This window comes from Colwellia sp. MEBiC06753 (assembly GCF_053470325.1).
Window position 1 is genome coordinate 342,127 of the sequence record NZ_JBQMTM010000001.1, and the last position, 22,169, is coordinate 364,295.

The 22,169-nt window shown below is 40.3% G+C and carries 20 protein-coding genes; 10 read left to right on the plus strand and 10 right to left on the minus strand.

Annotation, left to right across the window (positions count from 1 at the left end; all coding sequences use genetic code 11):
- The first annotated feature begins 237 nt into the window (after positions 1–237).
- A complete protein-coding gene (locus ACOB82_RS01565) occupies positions 238–915 on the plus strand; it encodes a hypothetical protein (RefSeq protein WP_448211151.1) in 678 nt (225 codons plus the stop codon).
- A 43-nt stretch (positions 916–958) separates the two neighbouring features.
- Here the strand turns inward: ACOB82_RS01565 and ACOB82_RS01570 are convergent, their stop codons facing one another.
- Both ACOB82_RS01570 and ACOB82_RS01575 read right to left on the minus strand, forming a co-directional pair.
- A complete protein-coding gene (locus ACOB82_RS01570) occupies positions 959–1,291 on the minus strand; it encodes a ribosome recycling factor family protein (protein ID WP_448211152.1) in 333 nt (110 codons plus the stop codon).
- A gap of 185 nt (positions 1,292–1,476) precedes the next feature.
- Complete coding sequence (locus tag ACOB82_RS01575) at positions 1,477–2,244, minus strand: hypothetical protein (RefSeq protein WP_448211154.1); 768 nt, start codon at positions 2,242–2,244, stop codon at positions 1,477–1,479.
- A 274-nt stretch (positions 2,245–2,518) separates the two neighbouring features.
- On the opposite strand from ACOB82_RS01575, the gene cysB reads away from it, so the two are divergent.
- Positions 2,519–3,493, plus strand: coding sequence for an HTH-type transcriptional regulator CysB (gene cysB / locus ACOB82_RS01580; RefSeq protein ID WP_448211155.1), 975 nt, complete (start codon positions 2,519–2,521; stop codon positions 3,491–3,493).
- 113 nt (positions 3,494–3,606) lie between these two features.
- Here cysB and ACOB82_RS01585 read toward each other — a convergent pair whose 3' ends face one another.
- The 3 genes from ACOB82_RS01585 to pabB all read right to left on the minus strand — a co-directional run bounded on the left by ACOB82_RS01585 (position 3,607) and on the right by pabB (position 7,075).
- Positions 3,607–4,983, minus strand: a complete 1,377-nt coding sequence (locus tag ACOB82_RS01585) for an L-serine ammonia-lyase (RefSeq protein WP_448211156.1) — start codon at positions 4,981–4,983, stop codon at positions 3,607–3,609.
- Between the two features lie 145 nt (positions 4,984–5,128).
- Positions 5,129–5,698 carry a CoA pyrophosphatase gene (locus ACOB82_RS01590; protein ID WP_448211158.1) on the minus strand — a complete coding sequence of 190 codons (570 nt, stop codon included), beginning with the start codon at positions 5,696–5,698 and terminating at the stop codon, positions 5,129–5,131.
- 3 nt (positions 5,699–5,701) lie between these two features.
- Complete coding sequence (gene pabB, locus ACOB82_RS01595) at positions 5,702–7,075, minus strand: aminodeoxychorismate synthase component I (protein WP_448211243.1); 1,374 nt, start codon at positions 7,073–7,075, stop codon at positions 5,702–5,704.
- Positions 7,076–7,295: 220 nt separating this feature from the next.
- On the opposite strand from pabB, the gene ACOB82_RS01600 reads away from it, so the two are divergent.
- Positions 7,296–8,819 carry a fumarate hydratase gene (locus ACOB82_RS01600; protein ID WP_448211159.1) on the plus strand — a complete coding sequence of 508 codons (1,524 nt, stop codon included), beginning with the start codon at positions 7,296–7,298 and terminating at the stop codon, positions 8,817–8,819.
- Positions 8,820–8,925: 106 nt separating this feature from the next.
- A complete protein-coding gene (locus ACOB82_RS01605) occupies positions 8,926–10,296 on the plus strand; it encodes a DNA recombination protein RmuC (protein WP_448211160.1) in 1,371 nt (456 codons plus the stop codon).
- Between the two features lie 65 nt (positions 10,297–10,361).
- Here ACOB82_RS01605 and ACOB82_RS01610 read toward each other — a convergent pair whose 3' ends face one another.
- On the minus strand, positions 10,362–11,450 hold the full coding sequence (locus ACOB82_RS01610) for a GGDEF domain-containing protein (protein ID WP_448211161.1): 1,089 nt from the start codon (positions 11,448–11,450) through the stop codon (positions 10,362–10,364).
- A gap of 238 nt (positions 11,451–11,688) precedes the next feature.
- Between ACOB82_RS01610 and ACOB82_RS01615 the strand changes: the two genes are divergently transcribed.
- Positions 11,689–12,363, plus strand: a complete 675-nt coding sequence (locus tag ACOB82_RS01615; protein ID WP_448211162.1) for a substrate-binding periplasmic protein — start codon at positions 11,689–11,691, stop codon at positions 12,361–12,363.
- Here the strand turns inward: ACOB82_RS01615 and ACOB82_RS01620 are convergent.
- Positions 12,331–13,656: a sodium-dependent transporter gene (locus ACOB82_RS01620; protein ID WP_448211163.1), complete on the minus strand. Its 1,326-nt coding sequence runs from the start codon at positions 13,654–13,656 to the stop codon at positions 12,331–12,333. The two genes, ACOB82_RS01615 and ACOB82_RS01620, sit on opposite strands and share 33 nt — an antisense overlap.
- Before the next feature lie 227 nt (positions 13,657–13,883).
- Here ACOB82_RS01620 and ACOB82_RS01625 point away from each other — a divergent pair, with 227 nt between their 5' ends.
- Positions 13,884–14,525 (plus strand): MBL fold metallo-hydrolase, encoded by a 642-nt coding sequence (locus ACOB82_RS01625; RefSeq protein WP_448211244.1) that lies wholly within the window; start codon positions 13,884–13,886, stop codon positions 14,523–14,525.
- A gap of 5 nt (positions 14,526–14,530) precedes the next feature.
- Entirely contained in the window at positions 14,531–15,370 is an 840-nt protein-coding gene (locus ACOB82_RS01630; protein ID WP_448211164.1) for an ion transporter, read from the plus strand.
- 84 nt (positions 15,371–15,454) lie between these two features.
- Here ACOB82_RS01630 and ACOB82_RS01635 read toward each other — a convergent pair whose 3' ends face one another.
- The 3 genes from ACOB82_RS01635 to ACOB82_RS01645 all read right to left on the minus strand — a co-directional run bounded on the left by ACOB82_RS01635 (position 15,455) and on the right by ACOB82_RS01645 (position 19,980).
- Positions 15,455–16,075 carry a uracil-DNA glycosylase family protein gene (locus ACOB82_RS01635; RefSeq protein WP_448211165.1) on the minus strand — a complete coding sequence of 207 codons (621 nt, stop codon included), beginning with the start codon at positions 16,073–16,075 and terminating at the stop codon, positions 15,455–15,457.
- 196 nt (positions 16,076–16,271) lie between these two features.
- The gene (locus ACOB82_RS01640) at positions 16,272–16,820 is read right to left on the minus strand and encodes a PEP-CTERM sorting domain-containing protein (RefSeq protein ID WP_448211167.1); all 549 of its coding nucleotides are present in this window, start codon (positions 16,818–16,820) and stop codon (positions 16,272–16,274) included.
- Positions 16,821–16,890: 70 nt separating this feature from the next.
- The gene (locus ACOB82_RS01645; RefSeq protein WP_448211168.1) at positions 16,891–19,980 is read right to left on the minus strand and encodes a S8 family serine peptidase; all 3,090 of its coding nucleotides are present in this window, start codon (positions 19,978–19,980) and stop codon (positions 16,891–16,893) included.
- A gap of 418 nt (positions 19,981–20,398) precedes the next feature.
- Between ACOB82_RS01645 and rsuA the strand changes: the two genes are divergently transcribed.
- The 3 genes from rsuA to ACOB82_RS01660 all read left to right on the plus strand — a co-directional run bounded on the left by rsuA (position 20,399) and on the right by ACOB82_RS01660 (position 22,165).
- On the plus strand, positions 20,399–21,088 hold the full coding sequence (gene rsuA / locus ACOB82_RS01650) for a 16S rRNA pseudouridine(516) synthase RsuA (RefSeq protein ID WP_448211169.1): 690 nt from the start codon (positions 20,399–20,401) through the stop codon (positions 21,086–21,088).
- A 106-nt stretch (positions 21,089–21,194) separates the two neighbouring features.
- On the plus strand, positions 21,195–21,773 hold the full coding sequence (locus ACOB82_RS01655) for a DUF6265 family protein (protein WP_448211170.1): 579 nt from the start codon (positions 21,195–21,197) through the stop codon (positions 21,771–21,773).
- 50 nt (positions 21,774–21,823) lie between these two features.
- Positions 21,824–22,165 carry a 5-carboxymethyl-2-hydroxymuconate Delta-isomerase gene (locus tag ACOB82_RS01660; RefSeq protein ID WP_448211171.1) on the plus strand — a complete coding sequence of 114 codons (342 nt, stop codon included), beginning with the start codon at positions 21,824–21,826 and terminating at the stop codon, positions 22,163–22,165.
- The last annotated feature ends 4 nt before the right edge of the window (positions 22,166–22,169 follow it).

Sequence of the window (22,169 nt, forward strand, 5' to 3'; positions counted from 1 at the left end):
TATCAGATAACGGAAGCTTGTATTAACTCTGTACTGTCCAGATATTTTACAGTTGTGATTGCTCGTCTAAATTAACTAGCTGATTATCATGAAGTTAAATGTGGTGGCGTAAACAGTGCATGCGCTAAGTATCGGCTTTGGTGTATACACAGTTAGTAAAATATCAAAGCTTATTTACTATATTCTTGCTCTAAGCAAATAGTTTTAGGATATAAAATAAAAAAGAAGGAGTTAGTCATGCGGTTATATAAATTTATCGGAATTTTTACGAGCTTATTGCTGGTCATGTTTAGTCAGAGCTCATATGCAAACTTTATTTATAATATTAATGTCAGCAGTGATACGTTAAACGGTTCAGGTTTTGTTGAGCTCGCCAACCAATCTTGTAATCCGCTAATTGAAAACTGTAATGAAAGTATCATTGATTTTTCGTTGTCGTTATTGGCAACTAGTATTACGCCACGCCCAGATCCAAATGCCCCAGATTACGTATGGGATATACCTTCAATTTTCAATAAATCTCATTTAAATGCTGCGGAAAATAGTTGGAATATCGGTGCATTTGGGGAGTTGTTAGCTATCAGTCTTAGTGGTGAGCTGCTCAACCAAATCCAGGTAGGAACTCAGTTAATTTTTGATGATAATGGTCAACCTATAGGTTCTGTGCCAGTTTATCAGACAGTGACGATGCATTCTCTTAATTTGAGTGTTGATAGTGCTGTTCTAGATTGTGAGCGAGTCACTGGCGGTGGTTCTAACCATTGCTCTCATCCTATACCTGATTTATCTTTTACCACATTTGATGGGGAGGCAACATTTAGCGCAGTTTCAGTCGCAGTTCCACAGCCCCCTGTGTTATCGCTATTTATGGTGGCGATTGTTGCTTTAATTTATCGTAACAGAAAATTAATCTAAATTATGATAGCGATAGAGTGCAATGCGGGTTATTGATTGCACTCTATGAAAATTCTTCGTCATCAAATTCAAGCTCATCAATTACTCGTCTTGCTTGCGCTACAGTACAGTCAGTTTTTGCCATCAATTGATTCACGGTAATGCCTGGTTGCTGTTTGGCAAAACTCATTAACTCATCTTGTGTGATTGCTTCTTGTTGATTACGCAAATGTTTAGCAAGCCAAAGCCAGCTTTGTTCATCTGCCTGTTCAATAAGGCCGATAATGGTAATAACCTGAGTTTTTGAAGCAATCAATTGCCAATTGCGGGAACGACCGACTCTACTTAGTTCACAACCTAAACCTCGTATTTGGGCTTTTAAAGCATAGGCTTTCATCGTCCGTCGAAGGAAAGAAGGTAAAATGATCCTATTTGCTGTCGCTTTAATCAAATCAGTATCTGCTAGCTAAAAATGGCAATAAAGCTTAAGTATAAGAAAAATTTACCTTGCTTAAAACCGAAACAACCAGCTTTAAGCTGGTTGTTTCGGTTTTGTTCACAGCAGCGTTTTGCCGTGTTTGCTTACCATTTCTTTTTGGGCTGAAATAGCATGTCCAAATCGTCTTCTTCGTTTTTCGCTTTTTTAGCAGCATCTCGAGCATTAGTATTTTTAAGTTCACTACTAATTTGCTCTAATAACTCTGAAATTTCAGCTTTACGAGTTTGGGTGTACTCATTTTGATTCGTAGTATTGTCAATGGTTGACAAGGCTTTTTCATAATACTGACGTGCTGAGCCAAGCATGTCTTTAGAATGAGCCATTTGCCCACGCTTTAACAAGCTTTCAATATTGATTTTTACTTGCATGCTATCTAAACGCAGGTCTAATTGCATAAATGCTTGCGCATCTAATGCACCCTTAGCTTGCTCTGACTTTAACATGGCACGCAACTTTTTAATGCACTGTAAAATTTGAACTAATTGCTGTTCATTATCTGGCAAAATAAAGTTTTGCTCTGGCGGCGTCGTTTGTGCAAGTTCAGCAGATGCCTTTAAGCGCGACTCCAATTCTTGAATGCGGCTTTTTAATCCAGCGATACCTGGCATAATTTTCGCCATTTCTCGGGCTGCATTTAAACAACGACGATTTAATACCTCGATAATTACAGGGTTTTCTGGGAGCATTGCTAAATTTAAAATTAACTCTTCAGTTTCGTCGATAATTGCCTTTTGTTTCGCAACCAACGCACGTTTTTCTGCTTCTACTTTTTCTTTGTGCTGCTGTATTGCGTTGACGATAACGACAAAAATAATGAGCGCGATAATTAAACCGACAATTATTGCTATCATAGTGGTTCTCTATTAATAATTTACCTTTACTGCTATAGCAGTCTACAAAAATTCATCTGGTTATCCTAGCGCTAAATATCTGAATTTTAGAAAACATTTAGCGTTAGAATATTTTTAATGTGTTTTTGCTTAATTTTAAAGCGCATTTTTAAGGTTATTTGCTAAGCTTTTGGTTATAACTTTCCATATTTTAAAAATGATATGGAATATTATGATTAAAAAGTATATATTTTTGGAATAAGAACGCTCGTGTCATGTTAAAAATGGAATAAAAATGAAGCTTCAACAATTACGCTATATTGTCGAGGTATTAAATAATAACCTCAATGTTTCTGCTACCGCAGAAAGTTTATACACTTCTCAACCAGGGATTAGCAAGCAAGTAAGAATGCTTGAAGACGAACTAGGCATCCAAATTTTTGGTCGCAGTGGTAAACATTTAACTCATGTTACCTCGGCTGGCCATGAAGTAATTAACATTGCCACGCAAATTTTAAGTAAAGTTGAAGCAATTAAAGCGGTTGCGCGCGAACATACACAACCGGATGAGGGTAAGTTACGCATAGCAACTACGCATACACAAGCACGTTATGCCTTGCCTGATGTCATACAAGGCTTTATTAAAAAATACCCTAAAGTGTCGTTGCATATGTACCAAGGTACACCGTCACAAATTAGTGAAGCATCAGCTAAAGGAGAGGCTGATTTTGCCATTGCAACTGAATCTTTGCATTTATACAACGATTTAATCATGCTGCCGTGCTATCACTGGAATCGCAGTATTATTGTGCGCAAAGATCACCCTCTAGCCAATAAAAAAGGTTTAACGATTGCTGATATCGCTAAATATTCATTGGTGACTTACGTTTTTGGTTTTACTGGCCGTTCGGAATTGGACAAAGCATTTAATGCTGCAGGCTGTGAACCTAAAGTGGTATTTACTGCAACCGACGCTGATGTAATAAAAACTTATGTCCGTTTAGGCGTTGGTATTGGTGTGATAGCAACTATGGCGATGGATCCGCAGGCTGATAGTGATTTGGTGGTATTAGATGCTAGTCACTTATTTAAAGCCAGCACAACAAAAATAGGCTTTAGACGCGGTACGTTCTTGCGTGGTTATATGTTTGATTTTATTGAGCGCTTTGCCCCGCACTTAAATCGAGATTTAGTGACTAGGGCGATGTTACTTAAAAACAACGAAGAAATTGAAGAGCTACTGGCGGATATTGAGTTGCCGACGAAATAGTTGCTAGCTGAGAAAAGTAAAGCTAACGAATAGTAAAGGTAATAAAAAAGGCGCTATTTCATATAGCGCCTTTTCTATTTATAAAGAAATAAAAGTATGCTCGATAGTTCACATTAACATTCGATAATATTAACCGCTAAGCCACCACGCGATGTTTCTTTATATTTAGTTTTCATGTCGTTACCGGTATCCCACATGGTTTTAATCACTTTATCTAGTGATACTTTTTGGGTGCCAGTGCCTCTAAGTGCAAGGCGTGAGGCGTTAATCGCTTTTACAGCGCCCATGGCATTTCGCTCAATACATGGCACTTGCACTAAGCCTCCAACCGGATCACAAGTTAATCCTAAGTTGTGCTCCATACCTATTTCTGCGGCATTTTCAACTTGCTTAGGCGAGCCGCCCATAATTTCTGTTAACGCGCCGGCCGCCATAGAACAAGCAACACCAACTTCGGCCTGACAACCACCTTCAGCACCTGAAATTGTTGCATTGGTTTTATATAAAATACCAATTGCCGCTGCTGTTAATAAATAGCGAATACAGTCATCATCAGTAACCGGTTTGATAAATTTATCATAGTAGCAAAGCACTGCCGGTAAAATGCCGGCAGCGCCATTGGTAGGTGCGGTAACAACACGGCTACCTGCAGCATTTTCTTCATTAACCGCTAATGCGAATAAATTTACCCAGTCCATAGCGCTTAGCGGGTCATTGTTACTTTCTACTGACAATGAACGGTGAAGGGCAGGTGCACGGCGATTTACTTTTAAACCACCCGGCAAAATTCCTTCAGTGCGCATCCCTCGCTCAACACTGGCTTTCATTGCTTGCCAAATATTTACTAGGCCTTGACGAATAGATTGTTCGTCAGCCAAGCATTTTTCGTTATCCATCATGATAGTGCTGATGCTTAGCCCTTTATCATAGGCTTCTTGGATCAGTTCATCAGCGCTTGAAAAGACATGTGGACGTTTAATATTGCTATGTAAGGATAAGGCTTTGTCTTTTTCTTTCTCAAAATCACAATCTTGAACAATAAAGCCGCCGCCAATACTGTAGTAAGTTTCTTGAAAAATCATCGTATCATGCTGATAGGCATAAAGGGTCATGGCATTGGCATGCGCAGGCAGAGTTTTACGGCGATGGTAGATGATAGCGTTTGCTTTGGGAAACGCGACCAGCTTTTTACCAGCTAAATTAATTTGCTGCGATTCAACGGTTGCCTGCAAAATTGATTCAATCGAATCAACGGCAATTTCTTCTGGCGACTCGCCAGTAAAGCCTAAAATAACCGCTTTACCTGTGCCGTGACCAATACCAGTTTGCCCGAGTGAGCCGAACAGTTCACAGCTCACTCGAGTGGTGTCGTCAAATAATCCTTGTTCGGTTAGATGTTCAACAAAGAGTTTTGCCGCACGCATTGGGCCAACCGTATGAGAACTGGACGGACCAATACCAATAGAAAACATATCAAATACACTTATCATGTGATAAACCTGAATAAATAATTGAATAATTGTTTATATGTAAAATTATATTCGGTGATTCTAACCTAAGTTGATAAATTAAAAAATCAGATTAATTCAATTATAGGTGAATATTTTAGCTTGTACTTTAAGGTAACTTTTTAGGTTAACGAAGGTGGGCGACTAAATCTGCCAACATTGCCGCGGTGGCTCCCCAAATATTGTATTTTTGGTACGGAAAAAAGTGAACCTTGTGCTTTTTTCCTTTGTGATACATGGCAACATGAGTATGGCTGTTACCTTGAATAAAATGCTGTAGCGGTACGGTAAACACTTCGGCTACTTCATTTTGATCGATGGCAAAATGCGGCTCAGTATTCAGTAAACCAATAATAGGCGTTATATTAAATCCGGTAATCGTTTGATATGGCTTTAACTGACCGATAATGTCAATGTCTTGGCCTAGTAAGCCAATTTCTTCATTTGATTCACGTAAGGCCGTGTCGATCAGTGACTTATCATTTGGTTCAACTTTTCCGCCTGGAAAACTAATTTGACCACCATGATGTTTTAAGTGAGACGCTCTTCGGGTGAAAATTACTGCAAGCTCACCTTGTTGTTCAATGAGTGGTACCAGCACTGCTGCCTCTTTAAGCTTATCGTGATAGCGAAAGCTGTGCAGTGAGCCGGCTAATTGATTAAGGTTAAACTTTTGCAGAAAAGCACTTTTGTCCATTGGTTACTTATTGGCTAAAATTGGCAGAATCTTATTTACTTTATCAAAAGTTTCCTGATATTCGCTATCAACTTTTGAATCGGCCACTAATCCGCCGCCAGCCCAACAATACATTTGTTGATTTTGGCAAATAAGCGTGCGAATAGTGATACTGGTGTCCATATTGCCACACGCTGATAGATAACCAATTGATCCACAATATAAGTTACGGCGATGTGGCTCAAGCTCTTCAATAATATCCATGGCTCTTATTTTAGGAGCGCCAGTAATAGAGCCACCAGGAAACGACGCTCTAAGTAAGTCAGTACCATCAAATTCCGTTTTTAATTGACCTTCTACTGTGCTGACTAAATGATGCACGGCAGGGAAGCTTTCAATATCAAATAGCTTTGGCACTTTCACTGTTCCTGCTTTACAAACCTTGCTTAGGTCATTGCGAAGCAGATCAACAATCATTAAATTTTCTGCTCGGTCTTTAGTTGAATTTTTGAGGGCGGTGGCATTTTCAATGTCAATAAGCGCATCGTCATGTCGAGGCTTAGTACCTTTGATCGGCTTTGTTTGAACATTACCATTAACCACTTGTAAAAAGCGCTCTGGTGAAATACTTACAATAGCGAATTGGGCAAAACGCATAAATGCTGAAAACGGCGCTTGATTAGCTGCCCTTAAGGTTAAATAAGCACTAAACTCATCTCCTTGATAGGTTGCTTGAAAACGTTGAGCCAAGTTAATTTGGTAGCAGTCACCTTCCAGTAGATAGTGCTGCACTTGGTTAAACTTTTGCTGATATTGCGATTTAGTCATATTTGACTGCCAACTTGAAGTCAGACAAAATTTTTCTTGTGGTGATTTAACGTTTGAACACAAAAGTTCAGCACTGTCTTGCCATTCTAATTCTGGCGCAATTAACGTGTAGCTTTTGGTTTTGCGATCAAAAATTAGCGCCTGAAGGTAAATACCTACCGCCATTAACGGCAAGGAAATATCATCTTGCGCTTGCGCTGGTAGTTTTTCAAAACAACGACCTAAATCATAGCTAAAGTAGCCGATAGCGCCGCTTTTAAAAGGCAGTTCACAATCGGGTAAGGCAAAAGCGCCAAATACTTGTTGTTCAATTGATTTAAGCAGCGCTAAAGGATCTGAGTTAAATTTTCCGGTGAGATGTTCAAATTCTGGTTTAATCGCCGTCACCAGTGAGTGGTGCTCGGTTGTTTCAATCGTAATTGCAGGTTGCCACACCATAATGTCATAACGGCTGTCAACATGGCTGCTTTCATTTGAGTCAAGCCAAAAGCTCCATGGAATATCGGCAAATTGAGAAAAAATATCGCTATGAAGCGTGTTATCACCAAAACTAATGGGTTTGGCAATCAGTTGGTTTTTAACCGGTGATGTTGGCAAATGACACCTACTTAACAATTATATTGATTAGGGGATATTTAGTTTTTTGGAATGTGCTAATCATTATATTGGACTAGCAGCATGGATTTAAGCAGGGTATCATATCGGCAAATTTTTAACTTTCAATACTCAAATAAATTTTAAGTATTGGTGGTTATTTAATAAGTGCTCTCGGGGGTTAAAGAGAAGTTATATGGCTATCATCAAACAACAAGATTTTATCGATAGTATTGCCGATGCATTGCAATACATTTCGTACTACCATCCACTTGATTTTGTTCAGGCATTAGAAAAAGCCTATCACAAAGAAGAAAGTCAGGCGGCTAAAGATGCAATTGCACAAATCCTAATTAATTCTCGTATGTCAGCAACTGGCAAACGTCCTATCTGTCAAGATACGGGGATTGTGACTTGCTTCGTGAAAGTTGGTATGGACGTTAAGTGGGATGATACCAGCATGACTGTTCAGCAAATGGTGGATGAAGGTACACGCCGCGCGTATTTAAACCCAGATAACCCACTACGTGCATCAATTGTTGCCGACCCTGCTGGCACCCGTAAAAACACGAAAGATAATACTCCTTCAGTGGTTCACCTTGACTTAGTCGCCGGTGGTGAAGTTGAAGTAATGATTGCTGCCAAAGGTGGCGGTAGTGAAAACAAAACTAAAATGGTGATGTTAAATCCATCTGATTCTGTAGCAGACTGGGTTGTTGAAACGCTACCTAAAATGGGGGCGGGCTGGTGTCCACCGGGCATGTTAGGTATAGGCATTGGTGGCACTGCTGAAAAAGCGGGGGTGCTTGCAAAAGAAAGCTTAATGGATCCTGTCGATATTCAAGAGTTGATAGAGCGTGGCCCACAAAATGCTGAAGAAGAATTACGTTTAGAAATATACGAGCGTGTCAACAAGCTAGGTATCGGCGCACAAGGCCTTGGCGGTTTAACCACTGTCGTTGATGTGAAAATTAATACCGCTCCAACCCATGCGGCTTCAAAACCTGTAGTGATGATCCCGAACTGTGCAGCAACACGTCATGTTCATTTCCATTTAGATGGTTCAGGCCCAGCCAATTTACAGCCACCTAAATTAGAAGATTGGCCGGAAATTACTTGGGAAGTAGGTGAAAACGTTCGTCGCGTTAACGTTAATGACTTGAAAAAAGCCGACGTTGCCGAGTGGAAAACAGGCGAGACTGTTTTATTAAGCGGCAAAATTTTAACCGGTCGTGATGCTGCTCATAAGCGTATTCAGGAAATGATGGCTAATGGTGAAACCTTACCAGTAGACTTTACTGATAAGTTTATTTACTACGTTGGCCCTGTTGATGCTATTGGTGATGAAGCTGTTGGCCCTGCAGGCCCAACAACGGCAACGCGTATGGACAAATTTACTGATCTGATGTTATCGCAAACAGGTTTGTTAGGTTCAATTGGTAAAGCAGAGCGTGGTCCGGCAACAGTTGAAAGCATTAAGCAGCACAAGTCTGTTTACCTAATGGCCGTAGGTGGCGCAGCATATCTTGTATCAAAAGCGATTAAACATGCGAAAGTGGTGGCGTTTGAAGATTTAGGTATGGAAGCAATTTACGAGTTTGATGTTGAAGATATGCCAGTTACGGTTGCTGTTGATAGTAACGGTGAGTCTGCTCACGTAACAGGTCCGGCAATTTGGCAGGCGAAAATTGAAGAGCTAGATACTAAATTAAAAGCTTAAAGCGCATTGGCAACCAGCCAATAGCTTAGTTTTTGTTAACGTATTGATTAAAAAGGTGCCAGTAGGCACCTTTTTTTATGTGCGATATTTTCATCTAACGATATTCGTGTTACAAATAACTGGTAATTTTTACAGTGGTGTTTTAGGTGTAGGTGTCGATGTGATTAATATTCCAAACAATTTATCGTTAGAGGCGTTGTTAACTATCGGCGTATTATTGTTGGTTGTGATCAATTTATTTGCCGTTTTAGCCTATATGGCGAGGCAAAATAAAACGCTGACTCGCCAAGATGATCAACAAGCAACGCTTGCACGTGTTGAGCTAACTCTCAATCAAATAGCTGGTTTAGTGCAGCAAAACCAGCTAACGCAACAGCATCAAGTTAAGCAACTGTTCAGTGAATTTAGACTTGAACTGCTGCAACAACAACAAACGAGTGATGCTAAATCGCAACGTTTATTGTTTGAAAAATTTCAGTCGCTTAATCAGTTGCTCAATAGCAACCACCAACAAACCGCTGAACAATTAACCTTAATGGCAAAAGTCAGTCGTGACGAACAAGCCGCTAGTATAGAAAAGTTAACCCAATCAACCGATAAGCGCTTAATGGAGATCAGTGGTCAGGTGGATAAACGACTGGCTGATGGCTTTGAAAAAACCACTCAAACTTTTAATGATATTTTAAAACGTTTAGCGTTAATTGATGATGCTCAGAAGAAAATTACCGAACTTTCAACCAATGTCGTTAGTTTACAAGAGGTGCTAGCAGATAAGCGCTCGCGCGGTGCTTTTGGTGAAGTGCAGTTAAATTCACTGGTACGTAATGTGCTGCCAGAAAACCAGTTTGCCTTACAACACCCGTTATCAAATGGCAAAGTCGCAGACTGTGTGTTGTTTCTGCCAAAACCAACTGGCAATGTGGTTGTTGATGCTAAATTTCCACTTGAAAGCTACAAAACCATGTCGAATCCTGCTGCAGAGGTAGTTGTTCGAAAAGCCGCGGAAAAACAGTTTAAACAAGACATTAAAAAGCATATTAATGATATTGCTGGTAAATATTTGATTGAGAATGAAACTGCCGATGGTGCCGTAATGTTTATTCCTGCAGAAGCGGTCTTTGCCGAAATTCATGCCCATCATGCTGACTTGGTGGAATATGCCAATAAACAACGAGTATGGCTGGCGTCACCAACCACTTTAATGGCAATTTTAACTACCGCACGTGCGGTGATAAAAGATGAAGCTACTAAGCAACAGGTCCACTTAATACAAGAGCATTTAGCCTGTTTATCGGTAGACTTTGATCGCTTTAAAGGGCGCTTTAGTAACTTAGCTCGCCATATTGATCAGGCGGCAAATGATGTCAAACAGATTAATACCTCGGCTGATAAAATTAGCCGACGCTTTGAGAAAATAGAGCAAGTTGAGCTGCAGGAAGACAAAGTGGGTGCAAAGTTAGATAAAGCGTTAAATTAAAGCGCTCTGCATCGCATGTGCTGAAATCTCATATTGAGATATTGGTACATTATCTGAAGCGCTGATTAAGCACTGATCTGATAACGTTGCACTCTATTTCTACCAAGTGATTTTGCTTGATACAGCGCTTTATCGGCATGAACTAGTATGGCTTTCATTTCATCGCTTTCATCTTGTTTACTAGCGATACCGATACTTACTGTACAATTGAGCGGTTGTTTACCAATAACAGGAATGGTGTGTTGCTCAATGGTAATACGCATTTGTTCGGCAAGGTTATTTGCTTCAGATATTGTTGTATCAGGCAGAGCAATAGCAAATTCTTCACCGCCAATGCGGGCAAAAATATCTTGCTCACGACAATGGCTCCTTATTAGTTTGGTAATTTCTGTTAAGCATAAGTCGCCAATAAAGTGACCATAAAGATCATTGATCCGTTTAAAATAGTCAAAATCCAACAGTATTAAGCTAAATGGCCGTTGGTTGGTTTTTGCTAAATTAAAAGCTGATTCCCCTTGTTCAAAAAATGCATGACGATTAGCGATTCCGGTTAAGGCATCGGTTTTCGCTTGTTTGGTGAGTTTTAATTCATTAGCTTCTATTTCATTAGCAAATAAGGTCAAAACTAATATGACTTCTAGCATATTAATTAAAATAACTGACTGATAGATTAACTGGTTCATACTGTCAGTTAACACGATTAGCGGAGCTGGGTTGACGGTATTTTCACAATAAAGATATAGCATTACGGCGAGTAGACTCAGACTCACTTTTTCAACTTTTTCAGTTAATTCAAACAATAAAAATGCACCTGTTGGCACAAGAAAGTAGTAAAGATGAAACCCTGATTCTTTAGTAACGTATAAATTAGTACATACCAATAGATGTACCATTAACACACTAAAAAACCATATTTTACCGCCACGAAATGCCTGATAACGGCTAAATAGCAAAGTAATCGTATAAGCTAGTGTAAACACCGCATTGATTAGGGCAACGGTATAGTGGTTTAAAATCAGCAGGTAGGTAAGCGTATATAAGCCAGAAATTATCGTAGTAATTAGTGCGATAATATTGATTAATTTAGCTTTATTGGCTTTTGAAAAGGGCTGATTATCTAACCCTAAATAAATTAATTGGCTTAAAAACTTCATTTAACTGACATAATAACAACTTACCTTGCACAGTAGTTTAGCTTAATGAATTTAGGATGTATGTCTCTATCTTGATGTCGGTCAAAAATTCGATTCTGCTTTATCAATATAATTAGGGCTTTACGGATACATTTAACTTGTTAAATGTGAGCTAAACTAGTAGTTATGTATTTATACTTACTCCCTATCTTACTTTTTTTATTGGCACCGATTTGGCAATGCTACCACTCAACTGTCTTTGGCCGTAGAAGACAGCTGGCCGCCTTATGCCGATAAACAGGGTAATGGCATTTCTAAACAGCGTATTTTGGCAGCATTAAGTGGTAGTGGTATTAGTGTATCCTTTGTTGTTGTACCTTATGCCAGAGCTTTAAAAATGGCAGAAACAGGTAAAGTTGATGGCTGTTTTAATGTTACACGTCAACATGACACCGAAGTAAAGTACCGATTTGGTCAACAGCCGTTATTACAGGCACAGGCATCACATTTTTATCCGGAACATTCAAGTGTAAAATATCGCAATATTGCTGATATTCCAAACGGTACCAGAATTGGTTTAATTTTAGGTTATGAGTATGGCGAGGAATATGAAGCACATCGTCATCGATTCAAAGAGATCAGAGTGTCAGAGCAATCACAAATCGTTAAGCTTTTACAAAAACACCGAATAGATTTGGCGATTATGTTCGATGAAGTGGCGAAGTTTACTTTACATTCAATGTCACTCCCACCGAATGCCATTAGCAAAGGTGCGATAAACCATATCAGTGATATTTACGTCGCTTTTAATAAAGACGCCCCAAGCTTAGATAAAGTTATTGAGGCGCTCGATGAAGGGTTACGTAGATTGAATCAAGTAAAACCACCAATAGCCACGCCATTAGAAAGCGACGTTAATAAAAACAATAGTTAATAGCATTGGGCAAACATAGGCTAAATATTTCCCCCAAATCTCTAACCATTTATTTTGAGCTATTTTGGCCTTGTCTTTTAATTTATTACCACGATTCCACAACCAACCAACAACAATAAAGTAGAACAAACAGCTTAATGGTTGCATGATGGTGGTTAATACTTGGATAACTAAACCAAATAACACATCAAAAAACGCAATTAGTGTCATACTTGCCGCAAGTACAACACCAGAAACTAACCAGGTTGCTTTACGACGTGACATCGACTTTTCCTCGACTAAATAAGATACAGGCACTTCGGTCGACGAAATAGTCGAGGTTAGCGCAGCTATCGACAGTAATGAGAAAAAGCCGGTGGCAACAATCAAACCTACCGTGCCCATAGATTCAAAAAGCGTTGGTAGAATTTGAAAAATTAATTTTCCTTCGCCGATTAATTGCTCGTCAGCGAATACTTGTTGGCCTGCGTGCTGAGCAACAAATAGTGCAGGAATAATCAATAAGCCAGCAAGGAATGCAATAAAGGTATCTAGCACACCAATGGATAAAACCAACTTGCCTAAATCTTTATCTTTTTGCATGTAAGATCCATAAACCATCATGCCGCCAACACCAATCGATAATGAGAAAAATGCTTGCCCCATCGCCGAAATCACCAAGGTAGGGTTGGTTACTTGACTAAAGTCTGGGATCAAATACTGTTTAAGACCTGCCATCGCGCCTTCTTGCTGCAAAATATACGCAATTAAGCCAAATAGCATGAGTAGTAAAATAGGCATTAAACGTGCCGACCATTTTTCAATGCCTGCATGCACGCCTTGGTGAATAATGGCAGCACCGAGCAATATAAAAATTGGTGTGAAAATAATGTTACGTAAAGTGCTATCAGCAGACAGCCAGTGAGAAAGCTCGGTTATGCCCAATAAGCCGGTAAGTGCTGATAAGGCATGAGACAACATCCAACCAGCAACTATAGTGTAAAAACTTAGCATCATAATGGCGCCACATAGGCCAATTTTACCTACGGTACGACCAATTGTAGGCATGCGTTCGCTACAGGCTTCACCCAATGCGCTCACCGGATTTTTCTGAGCTTGATTACCAATATAAATTTCAGCATAAAGCGCCGGTAAGGCAAGTAATAATGTCACGATTAAATAAACGAACAAGAATGCGCCACCGCCATTATTGGCTGCATTTGTAGGAAAACCCCAAATATTGCCTAAACCAATTGCTGAGCCTGCTGCTGCTAATACAAAACCGATGCGGGAATGGAAGGAATCTCTAATCAAAGTCTACTCGTGGCATATTATTATTGTTTTTGCCGAGCTTACCGACTTCAAAAGCGTTAGTGAAGCAGTTTTTCAATTATAACTGGTTATTGTGACAAATTTTACTGGCTTTACTATTGGTTTTACCTGACTTTGACCCTATGATCTTTTATCTTGTGCGCCCGACATTTTGCCAGCGTAACGTTTACCACTGTTTTTATAAGTTATTACCCAAAGAGAGAGCTATGTTGCAGTATAAAATTATTCCAGTAACACCATTTCAGCAAAATTGCACAGTATTTTGGTGTGACGAGACCAAACAAGCGGCGGTGGTTGATCCTGGTGGCGATGTCGAATTAATTACTGCATTTATCGATAGCCAAGGTCTTACACTCGACAAGGTGCTATTGACCCATGCTCATATTGATCATGCCGGCGCGACCAAAGCATTATCTAGCCATTACGGTGTTAAAGTGGAAGGCCCTCAAAAGGAAGACCAATTCTGGATTGACTTAATTCCTATGCAAAAAGAGCGTTTTGGCTTTAGTCATGCTGAAGCCTTTAGCACTGATCGTTGGTTAGAGCAGGGTGATACAGTGCACTTTGGTAATGTTGAATTGGAAGTGTATTTTTGCCCCGGTCACACCCCAGGCCATGTGGTGTTCTTTCATCGCGAGTCTAAGCTTGCGCAAGTGGGTGATGTGCTATTTAAAGGCTCTATTGGTCGTACTGATTTTCCACGTGGCGATCACGCTACATTGATTGACTCAATTCGTAATAATCTATTTCCTTTAGGGGATGACGTGCGCTTTATTCCAGGACATGGCCCTATGGGAACATTCGGTGAAGAGCGCCGGACCAATCCGTTTGTAGGGGAAGGAGTGCGTTAATATTTATGGCTGGAACTTTTGTTTATAAAGCGCAACGTCGCCTGAAAAAAATTGACTCAAGTAACCTTTTTCAAGGTATTGTCATTGCGGTAATTATTTTATCTGCGTTATTAGTTGGTGCTAAAACTCATCAGTTACCTGACAATGCCATCATTGTTCTTGCGGTACTTGATGTCGCGGTTACTATATTTTTCGTGGTAGAAATTACCATTCGCTTTTTGGCTTTTCGCCATAAACGTGAATTTTTTAAAAATGGCTGGAATATTTTTGACACCTTAATTGTTATCGGATCATTGATTCCAGCTGGTGGCTCAGGGGTGTTGATCGCGCGATTGCTGCGAGTGTTCCGCGTGTTGCGTTTAGTTTCTATGGTGCCGGAGCTTAGGTTATTGATTAATGCGTTAATCACAGCTCTACCACGCATGGGATACATTGCCTTGCTGATGTTTGTCATTTTTTATATTTATGCAGCAGTCGGAAGCATTATGTTCCATGAAATAAATCGCGTGTTATGGGGCGATGTTTCCATTTCAATGCTGACCTTATTTCGTGTTGCAACTTTTGAAGACTGGACCGATGTTATGTATGAAACCATGGCGGTTTACCCACTAAGTTGGATTTATTACCTGACCTTTATTTTCCTTACTGCCTTTATCTTCTTAAATATGATGGTAGGTACGGTATTGGAAGTGATGAGTGATGAACATGCTAAGTTTCGCGCTGAGTCTCATGGTGAAACCGAAGAAGGTGGCGAGCCAGCCAGTCGCGCGCAAATTGAAACGCTGCAGCAAGAAATTGCTGAGCTTAAAGCGCTAATTCAAAACAACACCAACCAAGATACATAACTAACAACTCGTTATAGTCCTTTATCGAAAAACCAAGCATCTAACGCTAAAAGCCAAGTGCTTGGTTTTTTATTGGTGGCTACTTTACCTCAGTTTATTAATGCTCAGGTTATTTAGGCTCAGCGCTTGTTGAAGCTTGGCCTGTAACAGCGGGAGCACTTGTTGTTCAAACCATGGATGTTTCTTTAACCACAAGTTATTTCTTGGGCTTGGGTGTGGCAGTACAAAAATATTATAGTTTGCCAAGCGTTGATAGTCGGCGACCGACTCGGTTAGTGAGCTAAACGTTAACCCCAAGCGTTTTAAATGCCACTGAGCTGCATACTGGCCAACAACAATCGTCAACGAAAGTTGTGTTAACTCGGCAAGCAATTGATTGCGCCATAATTCGGCACAGGCTTTTAATGGTGGTAAGTCGCCACTTTTCCCTTTGCCCGGATAACAAAAGCCCATCGGCACTATGGCAAAATGCTCAGGTTTATAAAAACTGGCGTTATCAACATTGAGCCATTGCCGCAAGCGCTCACCACTTTTATCGTCAAAAGGGCGGCCTTTCTCATGGGTGATCTTGCCGGGCGCTTGGCCGGCAATTAGCACTTTGCTGTGTTGACTGTATTGTAAAATGGGCCGAGGTGCTAATGGCAGCTGGCTAACACAATGCTGGCACCGATGAATTTGGTCAAGTAAGCGTTGAAAGTTAGTCATTAATTATTTTTATGTACTCGTAATTAGGCTTGTAGCGGTTAATAGCAGGTTTGAACTAAAAACTTATTACGATTTAAGTGCTGCAGCTTGGTTTAACAGAGACTTGTATTATTAAACTTATCATAAAAAAAAGGAGCCTATGGCTCCTTTTACACATTTTTAGTCACTATTAGTTAGGTATAAACTAGATATAAGGCTAGCTACGTTGTTTGCGCGTACGTAACAACACAAAAGCCGCTAAGAATAACGCAGCCATTGAAGGCTCTGGTACGGCGGTGCCAAAACGAATGTCACCTTCAACCAGATTGCCAAACATATCTTCTGCAGCAAAAAAGCTAAAACCAAAGCTAGCATCAGCAAAAATTTCAAACAGGTTATCACCGTCAGTTAAGTAGGCATCTAATGCCGAAACACCAGAAAATTTCTGATCAGGATTAACCAAGTGTGCTAATGGGAAGAATGGGAAATCTTCATCATCAAATAAATTTAATGTAACAGAACCTAAGGTAATTTCGAAAAAGAAGTCTTCGTCGCTTTCATAAGTAATATTACCAAAGGCATCAACATTTTCAGGGTTATAGCTAATAGTGCCGACAACGCCAGAAAAGCCATCGCTGATGCCAAATTCATTACCTGGATCAGCAATAACATTTTCTAAAATGATGTCTTGCATAATAGCGGCATTTGCAACGCTAGTCGTCAACATTAAAACGGTAGCTGCAAAAATTTGCATAAGTTTTTTCATTATATACTCCTAAAAATGCGCCACTTATCAACTGTTGACTCAACAGCAATACAATAAGTGGCGCTAATTATTATTGTTGACCGGTTAATTCCACTAAGGTAAAGCCAATGGTTTCACCTAAGTCATCGGTCATGGTCACACCACCTAAATAGTTCTCGCCAACAAGTAAGTCTTTGAAGTCTAGATACATGTTGGAAGTTCTACCGGTTTTCGCTGAGCGACGGGTGTGAACGCTCATATTATCCATTTGGTTTTCAACCACATGAACGTTTAAGTGGTATGGCATACTTTCAGCACCGGCCAGTGACCAACCATGAACAAATGCTAGATAGAAATCGCTGGCACCGTTTAGTGGTTTAGGGTCGATAAGGGTAACAGATTCATCTGAGCTACCTTGGGCTGATACACCAATGTTGCTACACTCTGTTTCTTCTGTTTCAGGATTAAACTCACAAGCGTAAACGAATAAGTCTAAATCAGCATCGGCAATTGGTAATTCACTGGTTTTAAGGCTAAAGCGTAGCGCTTTTGTGCCTTCATATACATCAACGTAGTGCCAGCCTAAACCATCTTCTTCATACGAAAATGAGCTATCGGGATCTTGCTCGACAACGTTATGTTGCTTGATAGCTGCTGCCATACCGTGAGCTTGAGCATAAAACTTACCGTCATAGTTAAATGTCACTGGTAAAATAATGCGGTGTCTGTCATCTGATTGTGTGGCAATGACTGACTTAACATAATCGATTTTTGGTGGCTTAACCGGCTCAATTGCAATTGGGCTACGCACGGTATGTGTGCCATTTGTCCAAGTAATTGAACCAAATACCCATTCATTCCATACTGCACTTTCTGTTTGATCAACTTCTAACAAGTAAGCGCCAATGCCGTTGGCAGGTACAAACATAGCGTTACCCGCAACAAAACCTTCGCCATTAAATACTTTCAATGAACCGCTAATGCCTGCTGGTAGTTCAAGTGTTGCGGTGTAAGTAGAATCAAGGCCTGAAACATCAGTTGCTACACGAATGATGCTTTCAGCATGACCTAAGCCACTTACGGCAATAGAAGGGTGGTTGAAATTAGTACCAGATAAGTAACCCGCATCAGCTAATGCTCCGCAAATGCCAGAGCCAAAGATGCTTTCGACTACTGCAACTTCATCTTCTTTACCACAGATAAAACCAACATAATCAGCAAGGCCTGCGTCATAGACAAAACCAGGATTTACTGCAGCATTTGGCACAACATGACCGGCGCCAAAATCAAATGGATCAGCTGGTGTTACCCCATCTTCTTTCACCACATTTTGGCGAGCTGTGGTCATAATGGCAGAACGGATAGCTGCAGGAGACCAATCAGGGTGTTGTTCTTTAATTAATGCGGCAATACCTGCAATGTGCGGACTTGCCATTGACGTACCTTGCAAATACGCATAGTCAGCGCCAGTAGGTGCTGCAGCTAAAATTTGTAAGCCCGGCGCAGTAATATCTGGCACCATTAAATCAGCCACAGCAAGGCTTGGACCACGTGAGCTAAAGTCACCCATAATATTACCGGTAACCGTTGCTTGTGCGGTAATTGATGAAGACATGGTAATGTTAACGTCTACTTCGCTATCAACCTCAGCGGCTAGTGCTAAGCCGTTGCTGTTGCCTACCATCATTGCAGGAATAGTGATTGGCGTTTCAGCCGTACCACCCATAACAAATGGACCTGAATCAACTTGATTGTTATATACCACCGTAGCGGCAGCACCAGCAGCTTGTGCATTCTCCACTTTAATCGTAAATGCACAACCGCCACGGCTGATCAGTGCTATTTTACCGGCAACCTCTTCAGCATTGGTAAGAGGCTTACAAGCATCAATGGGAGTCGTCGTAGCAAGACTACCGGTGATATCGCCAGATTCAGCTAACGGCAATGAAAAAGCCGCTTCATTGGCTAATACAATTTGTTCAGCTAGGCTGCCTGAGTTCACTTCAATACCTTGTGAAGGCACAACGCCGTCATAAGTTGAAGCGGCAACATTAGTTACCCAAGGCACAGGCATCCCAACAGTTCCAGCACCTGGACCACTGTTACCCGCAGAAGTAGCAACAAATACACCAGCGTCTGTTGCATTTAAAAATGCAAATGAAGGACCGGTTAATAAGCTGGTTAAGCTACCACCAATTGAATAGTTAATCACATCAACACCATCGACAACCGCTTGCTCGATAGCAGCCATGGTATCTGTGCCAAAACAGCCCGGGTCTCGATCTGAGAAATCCCAACAAGCTTTATACGCTGCAATACGAGCACGAGGGGCCATACCGCGAACATCGCCAGCAAGTTGGCCGTTAATCATGGCATCTTCCACAACATTACCTGCAGCGGTGCCAGCAACGTGAGAGCCGTGACCGTCAACATCACGTGGTGATTCATATTCATACTCTGCTAATGTGCCAGCGGCTTTAGCGCCAGCATTAAAGTAGCGAGCACCAATGATTTTATTATTACAGTTAAACTCAACGTCTGTATCAACAGCACACTCACCATTCCAGCCTTCAGCTTCAGTGAACGGAGCAAAATCATCCCCGGAAAAGCTTGGATGGTTAGGGTTAATACCGGTATCAACTACACCAACCACAACACCTTCACCTAAGGTATTGTTTGTGTGTAAACCACTTGGTGCGGTTAATTCCATAAATTGCGGAGTATTAGCCGTTTCTAACGGCATAAATTCATCTTGCCATACATGTAAAACATCAGGGTGACTTCTTAATAATGCCGCTTGTTTATCAGAAATTTTAACGGTAAATCCATTAAACGTATGGCCGTAGAAGTAAAGCGGCTCAGGCAAACCAGTTGCTGCAACTACCTTACGTTGATTAGCTTTCAAGCCAGCAACGTAACTTACATTTTCTTGGCTTTTAGGGTTGTACTTTTTGGCTGCTTTAGCAGCTTTTTTCTCAGTAATATTGTTCAAATTAAGCGACTGCTGAACGCCAGAAGCACCTTTTAATTGAACAATGTATACACCCTTATTAATGTGTGACTCTGCAGAGTTTTTGGCTAGCGTTACATTTCTTTCTGGTTGCGGCATTGCGCTTACATTTGTAGCGGCTAAACCGGCGGCCATTAGAAAACTGGCGCAAGTAAATTTGCTATATCTCATCTTGTTTCCTTTATTATTTTAATGGGGCAAAAATAAAGTTTTGGTCAAACAAAGGGGGACTGTTAGACCTACTTCATTTTGCTGATTGGCTAAATGCAAGAATTAATCCAAATGTTAAATAATTGTAAATAGAATGTAATTATTGTGTGGTTTTGCAGGTGAGGCCAAAAAATCGTATAAAAAATGAATAACTTACTAATGTAAAACTGGCGAGTTGTAATAGAATGTAAATTTAATTGACGTATACAAGTTGTTGCTTAATTGGCTGATTTGATAGTTGTTATTCCAATTAAATTTAACATAAACAATATGTTGCTTCCTGTTTGTGTTAATTGAAATTTATAGAGTCAAAAGTAAAGTTTGTAAAATAAATGTTAATTTAATGTAAATAAAATTGACAGTTAACTGAGTTTAAACCATGCGGTTAGATAAATATATTTGTAAAAGTACTGAGCTTACGCGAAATGAAGCAAAAACCTTGCTAAAGCGAGGTTTAATTACTGTGGACGATGAAGTCGTTAAAAATGGCGCGTTTAAGGTACCAGAAGGCGCTATGGTCTGCAATGGTGAGCAACCGCTGCAGTTATTAGGTAAGCGCTATATTATGATGAACAAGCCACAAGATATGATTTGTTCAAATGTCGATGAGGTGCATCCTTCACTTTTACATTTGTTAGATATAGATAGAGCATTTGAACTTCATATTGCTGGTCGATTAGATGCTGATACTACAGGTCTTGTACTCATTACTGATGATGGTGCTTGGTCACACAATATTATTTCACCAAAAAAACAATGCCAAAAAACTTACCGCGTATGGCTACGTGATCCGATAAACGATGAGGTAATTCAGCAATTTGCCGAAGGCGTGCAGCTGCATGGTGAAAAACACTTAACCTTGCCGGCAATCGTTGAAATTATTGAAGATGATGAAGTGTTATTAACTATAACTGAAGGTAAGTATCATCAAGTAAAACGGATGTTTGCGGCGGTTGGCAATTTTGTTGAAGCACTTCACCGTGAAAGTATTGGTGCAATAATATTAGATGATGAACTAATGCTAGGTGAATGGCGTTATTTAACCGATGAGGAAATCTCAGCCTTTTAATTAGCTCGTCAGCTTACTCGTCAGTTTACCAAGAAAAAACGTTATTTCGAAAGCCTATTAAGAACTATATACAGGGCTATACAGGGCGTTACATAAGGAATTTGCTATGTACACAAACATGACTAGTCGCTATTTAGCGCTTTCCATTATTTGCCTGACATTTGTATTGCCAACCACTGTAAACGCGAACGAAGTTTCAGCGCCAGCGCTAACTCCCCAAGCGTTAGCTTCTCATGTGTTAAGTCACCATGCCTGTAATGATTTAACGCAATTGTCTTGGTTAGTTGGGGCTTGGCAACATCAAGCAAATAATCAACGGGTAACCGAACATTGGCAGCAAACGGCTAATGGTGAATATCAAGGTGTTGGGCAATTTATTAATCTCAAAAGCGCAAATGCCAGCGATACAATTGATATTGAGCAGCTGCGAATTGTGCTAATGGATAATCAAATTTTTTACTTGGCTAAGCCAGCAAGCAGCGAACTGCCTGTGCCGTTTAAACTGGTAAATTGTACTGACAACCATTGGGAATTTATCAACGCAAACCATGACTTTCCACAACGCCTGCACTACCAGTTAGTGAGCGATAACCAGTTAACGGTTGAGGTAACGGATTTATCAGGTAAAGGCTTTACCTTGCAATTTTTTAAACAACCATTATCAACACGACATGAATTTCGCTAAAGCTTAACCAAAAGACTTAACCAACACTTCTGATTATCAAAGGTAAGTAAATGCCACATATTACTATTGAATATTCCTCAGACATAACTCAGCAAATCTCGCCACAAACGATGCTCGAGAGTGTTAAAGCCGGCGCAATTGCCTCTGATCTTTTTGATGTTGATACCATTAAACTTAGGGCTATTGCTTTTGATCACGCCATTGTCGGCAACAGTGATAAATGCTTTATCCATATTACTACCAGAATTTTATCCGGTCGCACACTTGAACAGCGGCAAATGCTCAGTGATAAAATCATTGCTATGTTTCAAAATATGTCATTGCAGGAACTTTCAATTACCGTAGAAGTCGTAGAAATGGAGCGGGAAAGTTACGGTAAATATGTTTGTTAGCATG